Annotated in this window: 16 protein-coding genes; 3 read left to right on the top strand and 13 right to left on the bottom strand. The window is 73.2% G+C overall.

Annotated elements, in window-relative coordinates:
* Window positions 1-248 precede the first annotated feature (248 nt).
* The 5 genes from FHE66_RS02540 to FHE66_RS02520 form a co-directional block, all read right to left on the bottom strand.
* Entirely contained in the window at window positions 249-746 is a 498-nt protein-coding gene (locus FHE66_RS02540) for an SRPBCC domain-containing protein (RefSeq protein WP_218013589.1), read from the bottom strand.
* A 151-nt stretch (window positions 747-897) separates the two neighbouring features.
* Window positions 898-2412: a glycerol kinase GlpK gene (gene glpK / locus FHE66_RS02535; RefSeq protein WP_139071420.1), complete on the bottom strand. Its 1515-nt coding sequence runs from the start codon at window positions 2410-2412 to the stop codon at window positions 898-900.
* A gap of 47 nt (window positions 2413-2459) precedes the next feature.
* Window positions 2460-3209 (bottom strand): MIP/aquaporin family protein, encoded by a 750-nt coding sequence (locus FHE66_RS02530; RefSeq protein WP_139071419.1) that lies wholly within the window; start codon window positions 3207-3209, stop codon window positions 2460-2462.
* 60 nt (window positions 3210-3269) lie between these two features.
* A complete protein-coding gene (locus FHE66_RS02525) occupies window positions 3270-4955 on the bottom strand; it encodes a glycerol-3-phosphate dehydrogenase/oxidase (protein WP_230976416.1) in 1686 nt (561 codons plus the stop codon).
* A 178-nt stretch (window positions 4956-5133) separates the two neighbouring features.
* The gene (locus tag FHE66_RS02520; RefSeq protein ID WP_139071417.1) at window positions 5134-6213 is read right to left on the bottom strand and encodes a DUF418 domain-containing protein; all 1080 of its coding nucleotides are present in this window, start codon (window positions 6211-6213) and stop codon (window positions 5134-5136) included.
* A 154-nt stretch (window positions 6214-6367) separates the two neighbouring features.
* Between FHE66_RS02520 and FHE66_RS02515 the strand changes: the two genes are divergently transcribed.
* From FHE66_RS02515 to FHE66_RS02505, 3 genes are read left to right on the top strand one after another with little or no spacing between them, the layout of a single operon-like run.
* The gene (locus FHE66_RS02515) at window positions 6368-7594 is read left to right on the top strand and encodes a hypothetical protein (protein ID WP_139071416.1); all 1227 of its coding nucleotides are present in this window, start codon (window positions 6368-6370) and stop codon (window positions 7592-7594) included.
* A gap of 37 nt (window positions 7595-7631) precedes the next feature.
* Complete coding sequence (locus FHE66_RS02510) at window positions 7632-8402, top strand: fumarylacetoacetate hydrolase family protein (protein ID WP_139071415.1); 771 nt, start codon at window positions 7632-7634, stop codon at window positions 8400-8402.
* A 2-nt stretch (window positions 8403-8404) separates the two neighbouring features.
* Window positions 8405-8836, top strand: coding sequence for an HIT family protein (locus FHE66_RS02505; RefSeq protein ID WP_218013588.1), 432 nt, complete (start codon window positions 8405-8407; stop codon window positions 8834-8836).
* Here FHE66_RS02505 and FHE66_RS02500 read toward each other — a convergent pair.
* From FHE66_RS02500 to FHE66_RS02470, 8 genes are all read right to left on the bottom strand, one after another.
* A complete protein-coding gene (locus FHE66_RS02500; protein WP_139071413.1) occupies window positions 8825-9406 on the bottom strand; it encodes a DUF1349 domain-containing protein in 582 nt (193 codons plus the stop codon). The two genes, FHE66_RS02505 and FHE66_RS02500, sit on opposite strands and share 12 nt — an antisense overlap.
* A 58-nt stretch (window positions 9407-9464) precedes the next feature.
* The gene (locus FHE66_RS02495; protein WP_139071412.1) at window positions 9465-9944 is read right to left on the bottom strand and encodes a GNAT family N-acetyltransferase; all 480 of its coding nucleotides are present in this window, start codon (window positions 9942-9944) and stop codon (window positions 9465-9467) included.
* A gap of 143 nt (window positions 9945-10087) precedes the next feature.
* Complete coding sequence (locus FHE66_RS02490) at window positions 10088-11143, bottom strand: CNNM domain-containing protein (protein ID WP_139071411.1); 1056 nt, start codon at window positions 11141-11143, stop codon at window positions 10088-10090.
* On the bottom strand, window positions 11140-12519 hold the full coding sequence (locus tag FHE66_RS02485; protein ID WP_139071410.1) for a hemolysin family protein: 1380 nt from the start codon (window positions 12517-12519) through the stop codon (window positions 11140-11142). The genes FHE66_RS02490 and FHE66_RS02485 overlap by 4 nt, the downstream gene beginning before the upstream one ends.
* A gap of 169 nt (window positions 12520-12688) precedes the next feature.
* Entirely contained in the window at window positions 12689-13531 is an 843-nt protein-coding gene (locus FHE66_RS02480) for an ABC transporter permease (RefSeq protein ID WP_230976415.1), read from the bottom strand.
* Window positions 13521-14516, bottom strand: a complete 996-nt coding sequence (locus tag FHE66_RS15805; RefSeq protein ID WP_255303581.1) for an ABC transporter ATP-binding protein — start codon at window positions 14514-14516, stop codon at window positions 13521-13523. The genes FHE66_RS02480 and FHE66_RS15805 overlap by 11 nt, the downstream gene beginning before the upstream one ends.
* The gene (locus FHE66_RS15290; protein ID WP_176554613.1) at window positions 14513-15628 is read right to left on the bottom strand and encodes a DUF2092 domain-containing protein; all 1116 of its coding nucleotides are present in this window, start codon (window positions 15626-15628) and stop codon (window positions 14513-14515) included. Before FHE66_RS15290 ends, FHE66_RS15805 begins: the two co-directional genes overlap by 4 nt.
* 273 nt (window positions 15629-15901) lie before the next feature.
* On the bottom strand, window positions 15902-18317 hold a 2416-nt coding region (locus FHE66_RS02470; protein ID WP_176554612.1), incomplete at its 5' end, for a plastocyanin/azurin family copper-binding protein.

Here is an 18317-nt window from a genome sequence, read left to right as displayed (position 1 = left end):
GTGCACGGTCATGGTGTGTCCTCCACCTCGCGGAGCGGCTCCGCGAATCGACTCGGGGCACCAGACGGTGACCCCGACGCGAACGACGCTACGACACGACGGTTGACCCGCCAACCCCTCTCGGGGCCGTGTTCCACCAGGCGAGACGCCGACGTGCGTGACCCGCGCCTGGCGGACTCGAGATCGCCGCACGCCTCCGGGCAGGCAGCTCGGCGTCGTCCTTGTTCAGAATCCCCGGGACGCGCAAGCTAGCCGCGCTCGCGGGTGAACAGGGCGGCCATCCGCTCGAGGCACTGCTCCTGCCCCGTGCGGGACAGGGCGGCGGCCTCGGCCCCGAGGTAACCCCGCTCGGTCACGGTCACCCGCGTGCGCCCACCGGAGAGCGGCTCGAGGACCACGACGTGCGGCACCTCCTCAGGCACGCCCGGGGGGATCCCCGCCTCGAGTGGCGAGATGTACGCGCCGTCGGCGTCGGTGAAGGTGCTGACGAACTCCAGCCGGGACGGCACGTCGACGGTCCCGTAGGTCCACCGGTTGTGCGTGAGCCCGCCGCCGTACTGGGGCGGTGCCTGCATGCTCACGAGGGCCGAGCCGCCCTCGCGCAGGTCCACCTCGGCCCGCGGGCAGGAGAACCCGGTCGGTCCCCACCACCGCCGCACGAGGTCGGGCTCCGACCACGCCCGCCACACCTCCTCCGGAGGCGCGTCGATCTCGCGCGAGACGCGGAAGGTCCCCTCCTCGTCCATCGTCCTCACCATCCTCCCGGTCGTGTCCGTCCGCCCGTCCCACCCGTTGCAGACCGGGCCCGGGCGTCGAACTCGTCGCGGGGACGGGAACGGGGACGGTGCCACCCTGCGGTGGCCCCGTCCCCGTTCCTGCCGCGATGGGCGGGAAGGACTACTCGACGTCCTCGTCCACCCAGTCGAAGGTCTTCGTCACGGCCTTCTTCCAGTTGCGGTAGAGACGCTCGCGCTCGGCCTCGTCCATCTGCGGGGTCCAGCGCTTGTCCTCGGCCCAGTTGTCGACGACGTCCTGCTCGCCCTTCCAGAACCCGACGGCGATGCCCGCCGCGTACGCCGCGCCGAGCGCCGTCGTCTCGGCCACCTTCGGGCGCACGACGTCGACGCCGAGGATGTCGGCCTGGAACTGCATGAGCGCCTCGTTGGCGACCATGCCGCCGTCGACGCGCAGCTCCTTGAGGTCGACGCCGGAGTCGGCGTTCATCGCGTCGACCACCTCGCGGGACTGGTAGGCCGTCGCCTCGAGCACCGCCCGGGCGATGTGGCCCTTGTTGACGTACCGGGTGAGGCCGACGAGAGCACCGCGCGCGTCGGACCGCCAGTACGGCGCGAAGAGCCCGGAGAACGCCGGGACGAAGTAGGCCCCGCCGTTGTCCTCCACCGTCTCGGCGAGCTGCTCGATCTCCGGGGCGGAGCGGATGAGACCGAGGTTGTCGCGCAGCCACTGGACGAGGGAGCCGGTGACGGCGATCGAGCCCTCGAGGCAGTACACCTGAGGCTGGTCACCGATCTTGTAGCCCACCGTGGTGAGCAGGCCGTTCTCGCTGTGGACGAGCTCGGTGCCGGTGTTGAGCAGGAGGAAGTTGCCGGTGCCGTAGGTGTTCTTCGCGGCGCCGACCTCGAAGGCCGCCTGCCCGAACGTCGCCGCCTGCTGGTCACCGAGGATGCCGGAGATCGGCACGCCGGGCACGAGGCCGCCGGTTCGGCCCTCGCCGTACACCTCGGAGGAGGAGCGGATCTCCGGGAGCATCGACATGGGGATCCGCATGTCGCGCGCGATGTCCTCGTTCCAGGTGAGCGAGTCGATGTTCATGAGCATCGTGCGCGAGGCGTTGGTGACGTCGGTGACGTGCACCCCGCCGTCCGTGCCGCCGGTCATGTTCCACAGCACCCACGAGTCGGTGTTGCCGAACAGGAGGTCGCCCGCCTCGGCCTTCTCGCGGGCCCCGTCGACGTTGTCGAGGATCCACGTGATCTTCGGGCCGGAGAAGTACGTGGCGAGCGGCAGGCCGACCTGCCGCTTGTACCTCTCCGGACCCTCGTCGCCGGCGAGCTCGTCGACGATGCGCTGGGTGCGGGTGTCCTGCCAGACGATCGCGTTGTAGACCGGCTTGCCGGTGGTGCGGTCCCACACGACGGCGGTCTCGCGCTGGTTGGTGATGCCGACGGCGGCGATGTCGCGGTGGGTGAGGTTGGCGCGCGTCAGTGCGAGGCCCACCACCTCCCGGACGTTGCCCCAGATCTCCATGGGGTCGTGCTCGACCCAGCCGGCGCGGGGGAGGATCTGCGCGTGCTCCTTCTGGCCCGTGGAGACGATGGTGCCGGAGTGGTCGAAGACGATCGCGCGGGAGCTCGTCGTCCCCTGGTCGATCGCGAGCACGTAGTCGGGCATGGCTGTCCTTTCGCGGTGGACGGTTGCTTGGCCTTGGGAGGGAGGGGTCACAGGAGCTGGACGCCGGCGAGGCCGCCGAGCGCGCCACCGACGAGCGGGCCGACGATCGGCACCCAGGAGTAGCCCCAGTCGCTGGCGCCCTTGCCCCGGATCGGCAGGAGCGCGTGGGCGATGCGAGGACCGAGGTCACGGGCCGGGTTGATGGCGTACCCGGTGGGACCACCGAGGCTGGCGCCGATACCGACGACGAGCAGCGCGACGGCGAGGGGCCCGAGGCCGGACGGCGTGAAGCCGAAGGCGACGATGACGAAGACGAGGACGAACGTGCCGACGACCTCCGTGACGACGTTCCAGCCGTAGCTGCGCACCTCCGGCCCGGTGGCGAAGACCGCGAGCTTGGAGGGTGCCGGGGCCTCGAGGTCGAAGTGCTTCTTGTAGGCGAGCCACATGACGACCGCGCCGATGAACGCGCCGATGAACTGGGCGAGGAAGTAGACGAGGGCGTTGCTGAACGTGTTGTCGATCGCGGGCAGCCCGAGCTCCTCGTTGCCCGCGAAGAAGGGCAGGTCGCCGGCCAGGAGGCCGACCGTGACGGCCGGGTTGATGTGGGCGCCGGTGGAGTAGGCGATGAAGACGCCGGCGAACACGGCGAGGCCCCATCCGAAGTTGATGAGGAGCCACCCCCCGCCGTTGCCCTTCGTGCGCGGCAGCACGACGTTGGCGACGACGCCGCAACCGAGCAGGGTCAGCATCGCTGTCCCCAGGAGCTCGGGTAGGAAGATCGCTGAGAAGTCCACGTTGTCCTCTCCTTCTTGGTGTACCTGACGGCGCGGCCTTGCGCCGTCAGGGGTCTGGGGTCAGGCGGGCGGCAGTGCCTCCATGGGCACGATGTCCGGCGCCTGCTGCCGGGCACGTTCGCCGGCGGCGTCGTCGGGCGCCTGTGCCGCCGCCTCCTCCGCCTCGCACGCCTGGGTGTAGGCGTCGAGCTCGCGGGCGCGGTTCTCCTCGTCCCATCCGAGGATCGGGGAGATGACGTCGAGGATCTCCGGCGCGGCGGCCAGGCCACGGTCGCGGACCTCGTAGACGAGGCGGGTACGGCGGACCATGACGTCCTCGAGGTGGAGGACGGACTCCTCGCGCGCCGCGTAGGCGACCTCGACCCGCAGGTAGGCGGGGGCGTGCTCGAGCGGACGGGCGAGGTCCGGCTGCTTCTCGACCATGTCGATGAGATCCTCGAGCATCGAGCCGTAACGGTGGAGCAGGTGGTCGACCATCGCCGCGGACCAGCCGTACTTCGCGGCGTAGCGGTGGGCCCGGCGACGCACGGCGCGCAGGCCGACGGCACCGAGGAGCGGGATCCGGTCGGTGATCGAGGGCAGGCGGGCCGCCTCGTCGCCGAGCGCGAAGTCGACGGCGTCCTTGGCCATCACCCGGTAGGTGGTGAGCTTGCCGCCGGCGATGACGGTGAGGCCGGGCACGGGGGAGGCGACGGTGTGCTCGCGGGAGACCTTCGCCGAGGAGGTGCCCTCCTTGGTGCCCGGCTGGAGCAGCGGGCGCAGGCCGGCGTACGTGCCGATGACGTCCTCGCGGGTCAGCGGGGTCTTGAGGACCGCGTTGGCGTGGTCGATGACGTAGTCGATGTCGGCGCGGGTGGCCACCGGGTGGCGCAGGTCGTGCTCGTAGGGGGTGTCCGTGGTCCCGATGATCCAGTAGCGGGACCACGGGATGATGAACAGGACGCTCTTCTCGGTCTGGAGGATCAGGCCCACGTCGCCACGGATCCGCTCGCGCGGCACGACGATGTGGATGCCCTTGGAGGCGAGCACCCGCAGCCCGCCGTCGCTGTCGGACAGCGCCTCGGTCTCCTCGGTCCACACGCCGGTGGCGTTGATGACCTGGCGGGCCTTGACCGCCAGGCGCTCCCCGGTCTCCAGGTCCAGGACGGTCGCGCCGCTCACGCGGCCGCTCTCGTCCTTCGTGAGGTCGACGACCTGCGCGCGGTTGGCGACGAGCGCGCCGTAGGCGGCGGCGGTGCGGATGATCGTCGTGACGAGGCGGGCGTCGTCGACGCTCGCGTCCCAGTACTGCACCGCGCCGATCGCGGCGTCGTGACGCAGGTCGGGGAAGAGCTGCTCCATCCGGGTGCGGCTGCGGTGGCGGTGCAGCGGCATGGCCCGCCTGCCGGGTGCGATGCCGGCGAGCGCGTCGTACAGCGCGACGCCCGCGCCGACGTAGGCCCGCTCCCACACGCGGTGCTCGAGCGGGTAGAGGAAGGGCACCCGCTTGACCAGGTGCGGGGCGAGCTGCTTGATGAGCAGGTCGCGCTCGGTGAGGGCCTCGTGGACGAGGTTGAAGTCGAGCATCTGCAGGTAGCGCAGTCCGCCGTGGACGAGCTTGCTCGACCAGCTCGAGGTGCCCGAGGCCCAGTCCTGGGCCTCGACGATCCCGACCCGCAGGCCGCGGGTGGCGGCGTCGAGCGCGATACCGGCGCCCGTGACCCCGCCGCCGACGACGAGCACGTCCAGCCCGTCGGAGTCGCTCATCTGTGCCAGTGCCGCGCGTCGTGTGTCCGCGGTCAACGTGCTCGATGCCACAAGGAGTCCCTTCGGGTCGTCCGTCCTCCGTTCATGCTCGCGGTCCGCGAGGAGTGGCGCAAGAGAACGGGGCCCCGAGTTGTGGCGCCCGTCACGTCCGAGCATGCCCGCCCGCGGGCTGCGCCGTTCACACCCGGCTCTGCTCGACGGGCGCCCGGTAGGGGCCCACGGTCACCAGGCGCATGAGCATCTCGAGCGGGCCGCGTCCGACGAACCGCGTCCACAGCGTGCACACGACGAGCGTGACGACGACGAACCACACGAGCACCGCGTTCGACTCGGTGTACCAGACGACGCCGTTGCCGAGCAGGGCGATGACGACGATGTGCGCGGAGTAGGCGGTGAGCGCCATCGCCCCGGTGGCGGCGAGCGGGTGGAGGAGGACGCGGCTCACCCGCGCCGTCGCCGGCAGGGTCGTGAGGGCGAGCACGACGGCGAGCACGAGGAGCGCCACACCGCAGTTTCCGAGGACCTCGAAGGTGGAGTCGGCGTGCGGGTCGGTGCGCAGGAGCTGGTAGGCGAGCTCGGTCGTCGGGCGGACCACCGAGCTCAGCCAGGCCCCACCGCCGTACCCGACGAGCAGCAGCCCCAGGCCGGTCGCCCCCATGACCGCCTGGACCCGTGGCGAGCGCAGGTCCAGGCGCCCGACGCACAGGCCGAGCAGCATGTAGGTGATCCACACGATGGCGGGGTAGTAGCCGGTGAGGACGAGGTCGAGGAGCGCGTTGTCACCCAGCCCGGCCTGGACGGGGGCGGTTCCGTCGGCGCCGGGGTACAGGAGCGCGGCGAGGAGCGTCGGGCCGACCACCGCCGCGGTGAGCGCCATGACGCCGACGGCGGCGGGCGGCAGCGCGATGAACGCCGCGACGAGGAGGAACGTCACCGCGTAGGACGGCAGGATGACCGCGACCGGCGTGTCCAGTGCCGTGAGCAGCAGCCCGATGACGAAGACGACGACGGCCCGCGTGGCGATCCGCAGCCAGCCGTGGACCAGCGCCGGGCCGCGCGGGAGGGTGCGCCCGCCCGTGAACAGCGCGATCGACAGCCCGGCGAGGATCGCGAACATCGCCGACGGGCGCCCGTCGGCGACGACGAACCACGCGGGGGAGTGCTGCCCGTCCGGCGTCCCGTGCCCCAGGTGGGCGACGAACATGCCGAGGACGGCCAGCCCTCGCGCGATGTCGACGCCGACGATCCGTTCTCTCACCCGGTCCACAGTAGGCGCCGCGTCCCGCGGCCGGGCCGGATCTGCGGCGTCCGTCGCGTCCCTCGTGCCGGACGCCCCGGATGTCGTGGTGGTTCCTCCCTACGATGTCCCCGGGCCTGCACGCCGGGCCGTGTTCGACCGACGAAGGAGGACCGTGTCCGTGCCCACGCCCCTGCGCCGCGCGCTCGCCGGCGCCGCCCTGCTCGCCGTCCTCGCCGGGTGCGGTCAGGAGGTCGCCCCGGCCGGTCCCGAGCCCACCCTCACGCCCTCCGCCGCGCCGCCCGACGGGTCGGAGGAGGTCGACGAGCTCGCCCCGCGCGTCCTCGTCGGTCACGAGGGCGGGTTCCTCGTGCTCGACAGCGCCTCGGGTGAGGTCCTCGACGACGTCCCGCTCGCCGGGGTCGGAGGCCTGTCCCCGTCCCTCGACGGCCGCCACGTCCTCGTCGCCACGCCCGAGGGCCACCACGTCTACGACACCGGGGTCGAGGCCGAGGCGCACGGCGACCACGCCCACTACCTGCTGTGGCGCGCGGGGCTCACCGGCGACGTCGTGCCCGGCGGGGGTCGCGCCGTGACGAACGCCGGGAACACGGCGGTCGTCGGCGAGGACGGGGAGGTCCTCGTCCTCGGCCACCACCTCCTCGGCTCCGGGGCGCCGCCGGTGCACACGTGGACGGCGGCGCGGTCCGACACCGGCCTGGTCGTGCCGCTGGCCGAGGGCGGCATGCTCGTCGGCCGCGGGACCGACGCCGCGGCCGAGGTCGCGCTCTTCGACGATGCCGGCGCGGAGGTCGCGACGGCACCGTGCCCCGGTCCGGCCGGGGCGCAGGGCGCCGCGGGCGGCGCCGTCGTCGTCGGCTGCGCCGACGGGCCGCTCGTGCTGCGCGACGGCGCCCTCACCCGGCCGACGGCCGAGGAGACGCCGGGCACCGCCGTCCTCGCCGGCTCGCCCCTCTCCGCCGTCGTCCTCGGCGGGTACGCGCCGGGACTGGACGGCGCGGCGCCGCAGCGGCTCTCGCTCGTCGACACCGCGGCCGGCAGCGTGCGGACCGTCGGGCTCGAGGCGGGCTACGGCCCCCGCTCCCTCGCCCGCGGCCCCTACGGGGAGGCGCTCGTCCTCACGACCGACGGCGTGCTGCGCGCGGTCGACGACCTCAGCGGCGAGCAGCTCGGCCAGGTCACCGTCGGTGGCGCGTGGTCGGGGCAGGAGCCGGCGCCCGTCCTCGTCGCCGTCGAGGGGTTCGCCTACGTCGCCGACCCCGCCGCCCGCGCGCTGCACGTCGTCGACCTGCTCAGCGGGCAGGTCCTGCACAGCCACGAGCTGCCCCACGTGCCCCTCGACCTCACGGTGGTCACCGGTCTGCCGCCCGTCGAGGGCTGAGCGGCCGACGCCCGCCGCGCCCGGGTACGGTGAGCCCATGCGTATCGCTCGTTTCACCACGGGGGACAGCCCCCGCTACGGCATCCTCGAGGACGGCTCCACGGACCTGGTGGTGCTCAAGGGCGACCCCCTGTTCATGCCGGTCACCACGACCGGGGAGCGCGTCGAGCTCGACTCCGTGCGGCTCCTCTCGCCGGTCATCCCGCGCTCGAAGGTCGTCGGCGTCGGGCGCAACTACGCCGAGCACGCCGCCGAGATGGGCAACGAGGTGCCCGACGAGCCGATCCTCTTCCTCAAGCCGAACACCTCCGTCACCGGCCCGGACGACCCGATCGTCGTCCCCGGCTACGCGGAGGAGGTCGACCACGAGGCCGAGCTCGCCGTCGTCATCTCCCGGATGGCCAAGAACGTGCCGGTGGACAAGGCCCTCGACCACGTCTTCGGGTACACCGTCGCCAACGACGTCACGGCCCGCGCCGCCCAGCGCGCGGACGTGACCTGGACGCGCGGCAAGGCGTTCGACACCTCCTGCCCCACCGGCCCGTTCCTCACCGTCGACCTCGACGTCTCCGACCTCGCCGTGCGCGCCTGGGTCGACGGCGAGCTGCGCCAGGACGGGCGGACGTCGCAGATGGTCCGCTCCGTGCCCGAGCTCATCGCCTACGTCTCGACGGTCTTCACCCTGCTCCCCGGCGACATCATCCTCACCGGCACCCCCGCCGGCGTCGGGCCGGTGCGGCCGGGCCAGCGCGTCGAGGTCGAGGTCGAGGGGATCGGCCGCTTCGGCAACACCGTCGTCAAGCGGTGACGGTGGCCGGCGACGTCGCGTGCCTCTTCTGCCGGATCGCCGCGGGGAGCGAGCCGGCGGAGGTCGTCCTGGCCACCGACGACGTCGTCGCCTTCCTCGACGCGCGGCCGGTGTTCAAGGGGCACGTGCTCCTCGTCCCGCGCACGCACGTCGTCACCCTGCCGGACCTCCCGGACGCGCTCGTCGTCCCGTTCCTCACCACGCTGCGGACGCTGTCCGCGGTGGTGCCGCCCGCGCTCGGCGCGCAGGGGACGTTCGTCGCGATGAACAACGTCGTGAGCCAGAGCGTGGCGCACCTGCACGCCCACGTCGTCCCGCGGACGAAGGGGGACGGCCTGCGCGGCTTCTTCTGGCCGCGCACGAAGTACGCGCCGGGCGAGGCCGCCGAGTACGCCGCCCGCCTGCGCGAGGCGCTCGCCGACTCAGTGGAGTGAGACGTCCGGGTCGGTGAGCTCGTGGCTCACGAAGCGCACGGTGAGTCCGGCGCGGGTGGGGGCGCAGCAGTACAGCCCGGCGCTCACCTCGGCCGACGGGTCGAGGTACGCCAGGCGCACGAGGCGGAAGGGCTCGCCGTCGACCCGGGCGCGGACCGTGACCGCGTCCCCCAGCCGGCTCGCGCGGACGGTGACGACACGGCCGGCCCAGCCGGGGACGGGCGCGACCGACCAGTCCGACCGGCCGTGGGTGACGACCGCGCCGACCTGCGGCAGGCCGTCGGACACCTCGACGCCCGCCTTGACCCACTCCGTGTCGGAGACCCGGAGGAACAGGCCCGCCTGGTCGAACTGCTCGCGGTAGTCGAGGTGGAAGGCCACCTCGAGCGCGCGGCCGGCGGGCAGCGGCTGGAGCAGGGCGTGCTCGGTGTCGTGCACGAAGCCGTAGGACGTGTGCCGCCAGGCGTCGCTGCCCTCGACGGCGGTGACGTGCAGCTCCTCGCCGACGACGGCGACGGACTCCGGCGGCGTCGTCCACGTCCCGTCCCGCAGCAGCTCGCTCAGGCTCATGGGGTCTCCTCCGTCCGGTCGCCGACTGCTCCCACCGTAGTGGGGAGCGGGGGCGTCCTCAGGCGCCGTCGGGACCCAACGGTGGGCGCAGCTCACGAGAGTAGTAGAAGGCGCGCTCGTCGGGGGCGACGTCCCCGCCACGGAAGCCGTGCCGCTCGTAGAAGCGTTGCGCGTCGACGTCGGCCTCGTCGACGTTGATCTCCACGAGGGCCACGCCCGCGGCGGTGGCGTCGGCCAGGAGGCGGTCGAGGACCGTCGAGCCGATGCCCTGCCCGCGGCGGTCGGGGACGACGTACAGCTCGTCCAGCAGCAGCACCGGGCCGTCGTACCAGACGTTCGGGCGGGACGTGAGGAGGGCGACGGCGACGGCCGGGTCCCCGGCGAGGAGCGCCGTCGTCCGTCCCGCCGGGAGCAGCTCGGTGAGCCGAGCGGCGAGGACGTCGACGCCCGGGGAGGGCGTGTCGAACTCGGTGTTGAAGTCGTGCAGCAGCCGCGCGACCACCGCAGCGTCGGACACCCCCGCCCAGCGCACCTCCATCACCGCACGCTACCCCTCGATGAACGCGTGCAGAATCCAGCTCTCGCGGGAAGAAGGGCTGGGCGGCGAGGGGAGGGGGGAGGGGGAGAAGGACAGGGGGCCTCCCCGCCGGGAACCGGGGCTCGCGGCGGGGAGGGGGCCTGTCAGGTGGCGCTGGGGACCGGCTGCGCGGCGGCGGCCTGCGCGGCGGCGGTCGTCCGCGGGAAGAGGCGGGCGAGGACGTCGGCCATCGTGGCCACGGCGGTCCGCCCCTCCGGCAGCTGGACCACGGCGAGGTGGTTGGACGTCTCCCGCATCCGCGTGAGCGCGGTGTGCAGCGGGGTGTCCGCCGCGAGCTCGAAGGACGGCTTCACCGCCTCGGTGACGGGGTCGTCGTCGGCGAGGAGCAGCGTGTCGCGCACATGGACCACGCCCGTCGGCGCGGGCGAGCCCGGCTCCTGGACGAGGATGCGCAGGTGGCCGCACTCGCGGGCCACTCGCCGCACGTCGCCCGCGGTCGCGTCGCCCGGCACGGTGACGGGAGCGGAGCGGCCGGCGACGAGGTCGGACATGGTCAGCCGGCGCAGGTCGAGCGCGCCGGAGAGCTGGGCGGAGTACGCCACCTCCAGCGCGCCGACGCTCGCCGAGTGCTCGACGAGGTGGCGCAGGTCGTCGGGGTTCTGGCCGTTGCCCACCTGCTCGACCGGCTCGACGCCGACCCTGCGCAGGCACCAGTTCGCGGCGCTGTTGAGGGCGACGAGGATGGGTCGCGTGGGCACCATGAACGCCCGCATCGGCAGGGCCAGCATCGTCGCGGACTTCTCCGGGTGGGCGATCGCCCACGACTTCGGCGCCATCTCCCCGACGACGAGGTGGAGGAAGGTGACGATGACGAGCGCGAGGACGAAGCCGACGACGTCGGCCACCCAGTAGGGCGCGCCGAGGTCACTGGCCAGCGGCGTGATCCAGTGGTGCACGGCCGGCTTGGTGATGGCACCGAGCGCGAGGGCGCACACGGTGATTCCGAGCTGGGAGCCGGCGAGGAGCACGGTGAGCTCGCTCGCGCTGCGCAGCGCGGCGCGCGCCGCGCGGCTGGTCGCGGCGGCGTCCTCCAGGCGGTGCCGCTTGGCGGCCAGGAGGGCGAACTCGACGGCGACGAAGAACGCGCTGAGCGCGATGATGACGACGGTCGCGAGGGCGACCACCCAGGGGTTGCTCATCGGTCGCTCTCCTCGTCCTCGGCCTGCGGCTTGTCGGCGAGCGTCACCCGCACGAGGGCGGGGACGTGCCGCTCGACCTCGAGCACCTCGATGTGGAGCTGCTTGTCCGGTGGCGGCTCGGGCAGCACGAGGTTGGCCGGGTCCGGCGGCAGGTCGACGGTCACCGTCTGGCCGACCTCGGGAAGCGAGCCGTGGGACTCGATGACGAGGCCGGCGATCGTCTCGTAGTCCCCGCGGGGCAGGTCGTGGTCGATCGCGCGCTCGACCTCGTCGATGTGCACGTCACCGGCCATCGTCCAGGTGCCGTCCTCGAGGGGCGCGAGCCCGGGCGACTCGGGGGAGTCGTGCTCGTCGGTGATCTCACCGACGATCTCCTCGGCGAGGTCCTCGAGCGTGAGGACGCCGGTGAAGGTGCCGTACTCGTCGATGACGCACGCCATCTGGTTGCGGCTCGTGGACAGCTCACGCAGCGCGTCCGGCAGCGCCATCGCCGTGGGCAGGATGAGGGCGGGACGCATGAGGCTGGCCGCCGTGGAGCCCTCGGGGACGGGGCCGTCGAGGACGTCGACGAGGTGGACGACGCCGATGACGTCGTCGTCCTCGCCCAGCACCGGGTAGCGCGAGTGGCCGCCCGCCATGAGCGCACGGATCTCGCTCACCGGCTGGTCGGCGCGCACGACGTCGACGCGGGCGCGGGGGATCATCGCGTGCTCGACGTCCTGGCGCGGGAAGTCGAGGATGCGGTCCAGGAGCATCGAGAGGTCGGCCGGAAGGTCACCGCTGGCGCGGGAGTCGGCGACGATGTGCTCGAGGTCGCGGGCGGTCGCGGAGTACTCGACGTCGTGGACCGGCTCGATGCGCAGCAGCCGCAGCAGGGCGTTGGACGCGGCGTCGAAGACCTTGACGAGCCAGCCGAAGACGGCGAGGTAGAGGTTCGTCGACCGGGCCAGCCACAGCGCCACGCCCTCGGGGCGGGCGATGGCGAGGTTCTTCGGGAACAGCTCGCCGAAGAGCATCTGGACGATGGTGGAGAAGACGAGCGCGAGGACGGTGCCGACGGCCACGCCCACACCCGTGGGCACGCCGACGCCACCGAGGGCCTCGCCGAGCGCCTGCCCGACGAGGGGCTCGGCGACGTAGCCGACGAGCAGGGCCGTGACGGTGATGCCGAGCTGTGCGCCGGAGAGCATGAAGGAGGTTCGCCGGGTCACCTGCAGGGCGCGCGTCGCGTTGGCGTCACCGGACTCGGCGCGAGCGGCGAGCCGGGAGCGGTCGACCGCCATGTAGGCGAACTCCTGGGCGACGAAGTAGCCCGTAGCCGCGGTGATCACGAGGATCACGACGATCCCGAGAAGCAGGGAGAGCACCCAGGTCATCGGGCACACCTCCTGGGATCGGCGGTGGCGATGAGCTGGGTGCTGGTACTACAGGATTCGTCCATGGTCCTTCGGGGATCGGGATATACGTGGCCGCTACTGTAATGGCACAGCGACGGCTCTCAGCCCGGCGCGGGCCCACCCGGGCAGTGGGATCGGCCACTGGCCCTCAGGAAAGGACGTCCTTGGTGGTGAAGCGGCCGTAGGCGAGCGCCCCGAAGACGGCGACGTAGCCGAGCTGGAGGAGGGCGTTGCGCCCGAAGGAGTCCCACACGACCGGCTGGCGCAGCAGGTCGGCGAACCCCAGCCAGTACTCGCTGAGCAGCCACGGGTGGAGCCAGGCGAGCTGGTCGAGGGACCCGAGGACCTGGACGACGATCGCGAGCACGGCTGTGGCGGCCATCGCGCCCACGGGCACGACGGTGAGCGTGGAGATGAAGAGCCCGACGGCGGTCAGCCCGAGCAGGGACAACGTGACGTACAGGGCGACGAGCAGGGCTCGCCACAGCGACTCCCACGCCCCGATGGTGTCGCCGGACAGGAGGGTCACCGGCCCGACCGGGAAGAGCAGCGCCCCGACGATCGACCCGGCGACGACGATGCTCAGCGTGGCCGCGAGGCAGAAGACGGCCGCCCCGGCGAACTTCACCAGGAGCAGCCTCCCGCGCTCGACGGGGGCGAGCAGGAGGTAGCGCAGGGTGCCGAGGCTCGCCTCGCCGGCCACCGTGTCGCCCGCGACGACCCCGACGGTGAGGGGCAGGAACAGCGGGATCGTCACGACGAGGGCGGTGATCGAGACGAACAGCCCGTTCTGGGTCACCCGGTCGAGGAACGGCGGCCCCTGCCCCGGCGCGGGCGGGTCGGAGGCGACCTTGACGACGACGGCGATGAGCACCGGGATCGCGGCGAGCGCGAGGAGCATCGCCAGGGTGCGGCGGCGGCGCAGGACGAGCCCGAGCTCCGAGGCGAGCAGGGGCCTGCCGCTGCCGCGCGTGGCGGTGTCACTGGGCAACGTCGAACCCCTCCCCGGTGAGCGCGACGAAGCGGTCCTCGAGCGTCTCCTGGACCACGCCGAACCCGCGCAGCCGGACCCCCGCCGCGACGAGCGCCTCGGCGAGCGTCTCGGGCAGGGGAGCGTCCTCGGGCAGGTCGGCGAGGACGACGGCCGCCCCGTCCGCGGTGCGCTCGTGGCCGGTGTCGTGGTGGCCGTCGCGCTGGGCGTCAGCGGTGACCGGGGTCAGACCGAGGCCGAGGCGGGCGAGCTCGGCCCGCGTGACCGCGGGGTCGGGCGTGAGGACGCGCAGCCGGGAGCGGCCGCGGCTGCGCAGGTCCTCCAGGCTCCCCTGGGCGACGAGCCGGCCGTGGCGCATGACCGCCGCGTGGCTGCAGACCTGCTCGACCTCGGCGAGCAGGTGGCTGGAGACGACGACGGTGGCGCCGTCCTCGGCGAGCGAGCGGACGAGGTTGCGCACCTCGCGGGTGCCCTGCGGGTCCAGGCCGTTGGTCGGCTCGTCCAGGACGAGGAGCTCGCGCGGCACGAGGAGGGCCGCGGCGATCCCCAGGCGCTGCTTCATCCCCAGGGAGTAGGCGCGTACCCGCTTGCCGCCGGCGTTCCCCAGGCCCACCCGGTCCAGGGCCGCCGCGACGCGCTGCGCGCGGGTGGCGGCGGGGGCGTGCCGGTCGGCGGCGTCGAGGCGCCGCAGGTTCGCCTCGCCGGAGAGGAACGGGTAGGCGGCAGGGCCCTCGACCAGCGCCCCGACCCGGGGGAGCACCCGGCTGAGCGAGCCGGGCATGTCCTGCCCGAGCACCTGGACCCGGCCCGCGGTGGCGGACGCGAGCCCGAGCACGATGCGGATGGTCGTCGTCTTGCCCGAGCCGTTGGGGCCGAGGAAGCCGAAGACGCTGCCGCGCGGGACCGCGAGGTCGAGGTCGGCGACGGCGAGCTGCTTGCCGAAGCGCTTGGTCAGGCCGTCTGTGCGGACGGCGAGGTCGCTCACCGGCCCGCGAGGGCCAGCAGGTGCTCGGGGGTGACGGCGCCGGCGAGGACACGGCCGTCGTCGGTGAGCAGGACGGTGAGCAGGGAGGTCGACAGCACCCGGCCACCGGGGACGGGATCGGTGAGCTGGTCGAGCAGCGGGTCGTCCGGCAGCCCGCCGACCTGCGTCTCGAGGACGGAGGCCCAGCCCTCGCCGAGCACCTGCCCCTCGGGCGCGGTGGCGGCGTCGTGCTCCTCCTCGAGGGCGGCGAGGTCGGGCAGCTCGAGGACCTCCTCCTCGACGGCCGCACCGGCCGGCGGGGTGAAGTCGAAGAGCGCGGCGTCCGGCGCGGAGAAGTCGATCTCGGTGTACGCGGCGTGCAGCGCGGGCTCGGACTGCCCGCGCGCCGTCACCGTGACCGCGAGGGGGAAGCCGTTCTCGCCGTCGACGGCGATGGTCACCGAGCCGACGAGCGTCTCCTGCGCGCGGGGCGTGAGGGTGAGGGTGTAGGCGTCGCGACCGGCGACGCTCTCGTCCTGGCCCACGGTGAGGCCGGTGCTCGGCTCGAGGGACTCCACTGCCATCTCGGCGAGGTCCTGCGGGGTGGGCAGCGGGCCGTCCGGCGCGGGCGGCTCCGGCAGGCCCGAGGTGTCGGGCAGGAGGACGTGCAGCGCCTCGTTCGTCTGCGAGTCGTAGAACCACGCGTCCTGCGGCGTGAGGACGAGGTTGCGCTCGTCGAGGCCGTCGAGGTGCTGCAGTCGCATCGTTCCCGGGCCGGCGACGAAGACGCGGCCGGTGTTGTCCCCGGACAGGAGCGCGAGCGCGGACAGCGCCTCCTGGGCCTGCGCGCCGTCCTCCTCTGGCGCGGCCGTGGGGAGGTCTGCGTCCTCGAGGTCCGCGCTGCCGGGGCCGAGGTCGAGGTCGGAGGGGAGCGGCAGCCCGAGGTCGGTGCTCGTCTCGAAGGTGCCGGAGAAGGCGGTGACGTCGTTCTCGGCGAGCATGGCGAGCACGTCCTGCGGCGACTTGTCGGGCAGGTCGACGGCGCCTGCCTGCGACGTGATCGTCACCGTGCCGGCGATGAGCGCGACGACGGCGCCGGCCGGGAGCCAGCGGTGCCAGGTGCTGCGGGCCATGGGGGTCTCCTCGGGAACGTACCTGTCTCGACGGTACGCCTGCCCTCCGACACGGGCCAGGTCTGGCCCGTGCAGGTCCTGTGCACGTGGGCGGCGCCGTTAGTCAGGGCTGGGGCAGCAGCCAGGCGCGGTCGGCCGCGAGCGGCAGGCCGACGTCCGCGCCTTCGGCGAGTATCGACCCGATGCCCGGGTCGGAGGCGACGAGCCCCCAAGATGCCGACAGCTGGATCCTGCACGGGGCAGGATCCAGCTGTCGGCGTGGGAGACGGGTGGCTACTGCCGCCCGACGTCGGAGCGGACGGCGGCGCGCAGGACCGCGCCCAGCTCGCGCTGGGTGATGACGCCGTCGGCCGCGAGCGGCCGCAGGACGTCACCGACGTGGCGGACGAACGCGCCGTGCGTGGCGTGGTCACCGTCCTCGTCGATGAGGTCGTTGAGGCAGCCGTCGGCGGTGTCGACGTTCTCCACCCCGGTGTCGACCCCGCCGATGACGACGGTCGCGCGGGTGTCGGAGCACTCGCCCGGCTCGCTGACGTCCTCGACGACGGTGAAGGTCACCGTGCCGTCGGCGGTGTTGCCGGCGACGTCGCTGGCCCGGTAGGCGAGCGTGTGCTCACCGGGCTCCGAGACGACGACCGGCGTGGTGTACGCGGTCCAGTCCCCGCCGTCGAGGGAGTACTCGACGGTGTCGACGCCGGAGTCGGCGTCGGTGGCGCTCACCGTGACGGTGGCCGAGCCGACGTAGGCGTCGTCCTCGTCCTGCTCACCGGTGACCGTGGCGCTGACCTCGGGGGCGGTGGTGTCGGGGTCGGGGACGTCCTCGGCGACGACGGTGAAGCTCACCGTGCCGTCCGCGGTGTTGCCCGCGACGTCGGTGGCCCGGTAGGCCACGGTGTGCTCACCCGGCTCCGAGACGACGACCGGCGTGGTGTAGGCGGTCCAGTCCCCGCCGTCGAGGGAGTACTCGACGGTGTCGACGCCGGAGTCGGCGTCGGTGGCGCTCACCGTGACGGTGGCCGAGCCGACGTAGGCGTCGTCCTCGTCCTGGTCACCGGTGACGGTGGCGCTGACCTCGGGGGCCGTGGTGTCGGGGTCGGGGGTGTCCTCGGCGACGACGGTGAAGCTCACCGTGCCGTCCGCGGTGTTGCCCGCGACGTCCGTGGCCCGGTAGGCGAGCGTGTGCTCACCCGGCTCCGAGACGACGACCGGCGTGTGGTAGTGCGTGAACTCCCCGCCGTCGAGGGAGTACTCGACCATGGCGACGCCGGAGTCGGCGTCCGTGGCCGCGAGGGTCACGGTGGCCGAGCCGACGTAGTTGTCGTCCTCGTCCTGCTCGCCGGTGACGGTCGCGGTGACCTCGGGGGCGGTGGTGTCGGGGTCGGGAGTGTCCTCGGCGACGACGGTGAAGGTCACCGTGCCGTCGGCGGTGTTGCCGGCGACGTCGGTGGCCCGGTAGGCCACGGTGTGCTCGCCGGGCGTGGAGACGACGACCGGCGCGGTGTACGCGGTCCAGTCCCCGCCGTCCAGGGAGTACTCGACGGTGTCGACGCCGGAGTCGGCGTCGGTGGCGCTCACCGTGACGGTCGCGGAGCCCACGTAGGCGTCGTCCTCGTCCTGCTCACCGGTGACGGTGGCGCTGACCTCGGGGGCGGTGGTGTCGGGGTCGGGGGTGTCCTCGGCGACGACGGTGAAGGTCACGGACCCGTCGGCGGTGTTGCCGGCGACGTCGGTGGCCCGGTAGGCGAGCGTGTGCTCACCCGGCTCCGAGACGACGACCGGCGTGGTGTACGCGGTCCAGTCCCCGCCGTCCAGGGAGTACTCGACGGTGTCGACGCCGGAGTCGGCGTCGGTGGCCGCGAGGGTCACGGTCGCGGAGCCGACGTAGGCCTCGTCGGCGTCCTGCTCACCGGTGACGGTGGCGCTGACCTCGGGGGCGGTGGTGTCGGGGTCGGGGACGTCCTCGGCGACGACGGTGAAGTCCACGGACCCGTCGGCGGTGTTGCCCGCGACGTCGGTGGCCCGGTAGGCCACGGTGTGCTCGCCCGGCGCGGAGACGGTGAGCGGGGTGGTGTAGGCGGTCCAGTCCCCGCCGTCGAGGGAGTACTCGACGGTGTCGACGCCGGAGCCGTCGTCGGTGGCGGCGAGGGTGACGGTGGCGGAGCCGACGTAGTTGTCGTCGGCGTCCTGGTCACCGGTGACGGTGGCCGTGACGGCCGGCGCGGTGGTGTCCGGGTCCGGGTCGCCCGGGTCGTCGCCGGTCACGGTGAACTCGCCGACCATCATCCCGTGGCCCGGGATCGTGCAGAAGTAGCGGTACTTGCCCGGCGTCAGGGTCACCTGCGCCTCGTGGCGCCCGCCCTGGGCGTCGAACGGGTTGGCGACGATGTTGAGCGAGACGTCGTGGTTGTAGCCCGGCGTCGAGGTGTCGAAGGTGAGCGTGTGCGGCATGCCGATGGTGTTCCCGGCGGCCACGCTGTTGTCGAAGATGATCGTCGCCGGACCGGCGACCGCCGTGGACGGCGCGGAGAGGTAGCGGTCGACGGGGTTGCCCGCCGTCCAGGTGAGGACCTGGTCCTGGGCCGAGGCGGCCGCCGGGACGAGGGAGAGACCCGCGAGCGCGCCGAGAAGCGCGACGAGGAGCCGGCGGAGGAGCCGGCTGCCGTCGGAGCGGGTACGGGGTCGGGGGGTG

The sequence above is a fragment of the Georgenia sp. 311 genome, from assembly GCF_006151955.1.
Classification (GTDB): Bacteria; Actinomycetota; Actinomycetes; order Actinomycetales; family Actinomycetaceae; genus Oceanitalea; species Oceanitalea wutianyii.
Note: the sequence above shows the minus strand (reverse complement) of the source record. Positions and strands in the feature narration are given on the sequence as shown.

Excerpts from the sequence above, each read along its gene's own strand:
- FHE66_RS15290 (WP_176554613.1), bottom strand. The coding sequence starts at position 15,628 with ATGGCCCGCAGCACCTGGCACCGCTGGCTCCCGGCCGGCGCCGTCGTC.
- FHE66_RS02525 (WP_230976416.1), bottom strand. The coding sequence starts at position 4,955 with ATGAGCGACTCCGACGGGCTGGACGTGCTCGTCGTCGGCGGCGGGGTC.
- FHE66_RS02495 (WP_139071412.1), bottom strand. The coding sequence starts at position 9,944 with ATGGAGGTGCGCTGGGCGGGGGTGTCCGACGCTGCGGTGGTCGCGCGG.
- FHE66_RS02490 (WP_139071411.1), bottom strand. The coding sequence starts at position 11,143 with ATGAGCAACCCCTGGGTGGTCGCCCTCGCGACCGTCGTCATCATCGCG.
- FHE66_RS02510 (WP_139071415.1), top strand. The coding sequence starts at position 7,632 with ATGCGTATCGCTCGTTTCACCACGGGGGACAGCCCCCGCTACGGCATC.
- FHE66_RS02540 (WP_218013589.1), bottom strand. The coding sequence starts at position 746 with ATGGACGAGGAGGGGACCTTCCGCGTCTCGCGCGAGATCGACGCGCCT.
- FHE66_RS02500 (WP_139071413.1), bottom strand. The coding sequence starts at position 9,406 with ATGAGCCTGAGCGAGCTGCTGCGGGACGGGACGTGGACGACGCCGCCG.
- FHE66_RS02485 (WP_139071410.1), bottom strand. The coding sequence starts at position 12,519 with ATGACCTGGGTGCTCTCCCTGCTTCTCGGGATCGTCGTGATCCTCGTG.
- glpK (WP_139071420.1), bottom strand. The coding sequence starts at position 2,412 with ATGCCCGACTACGTGCTCGCGATCGACCAGGGGACGACGAGCTCCCGC.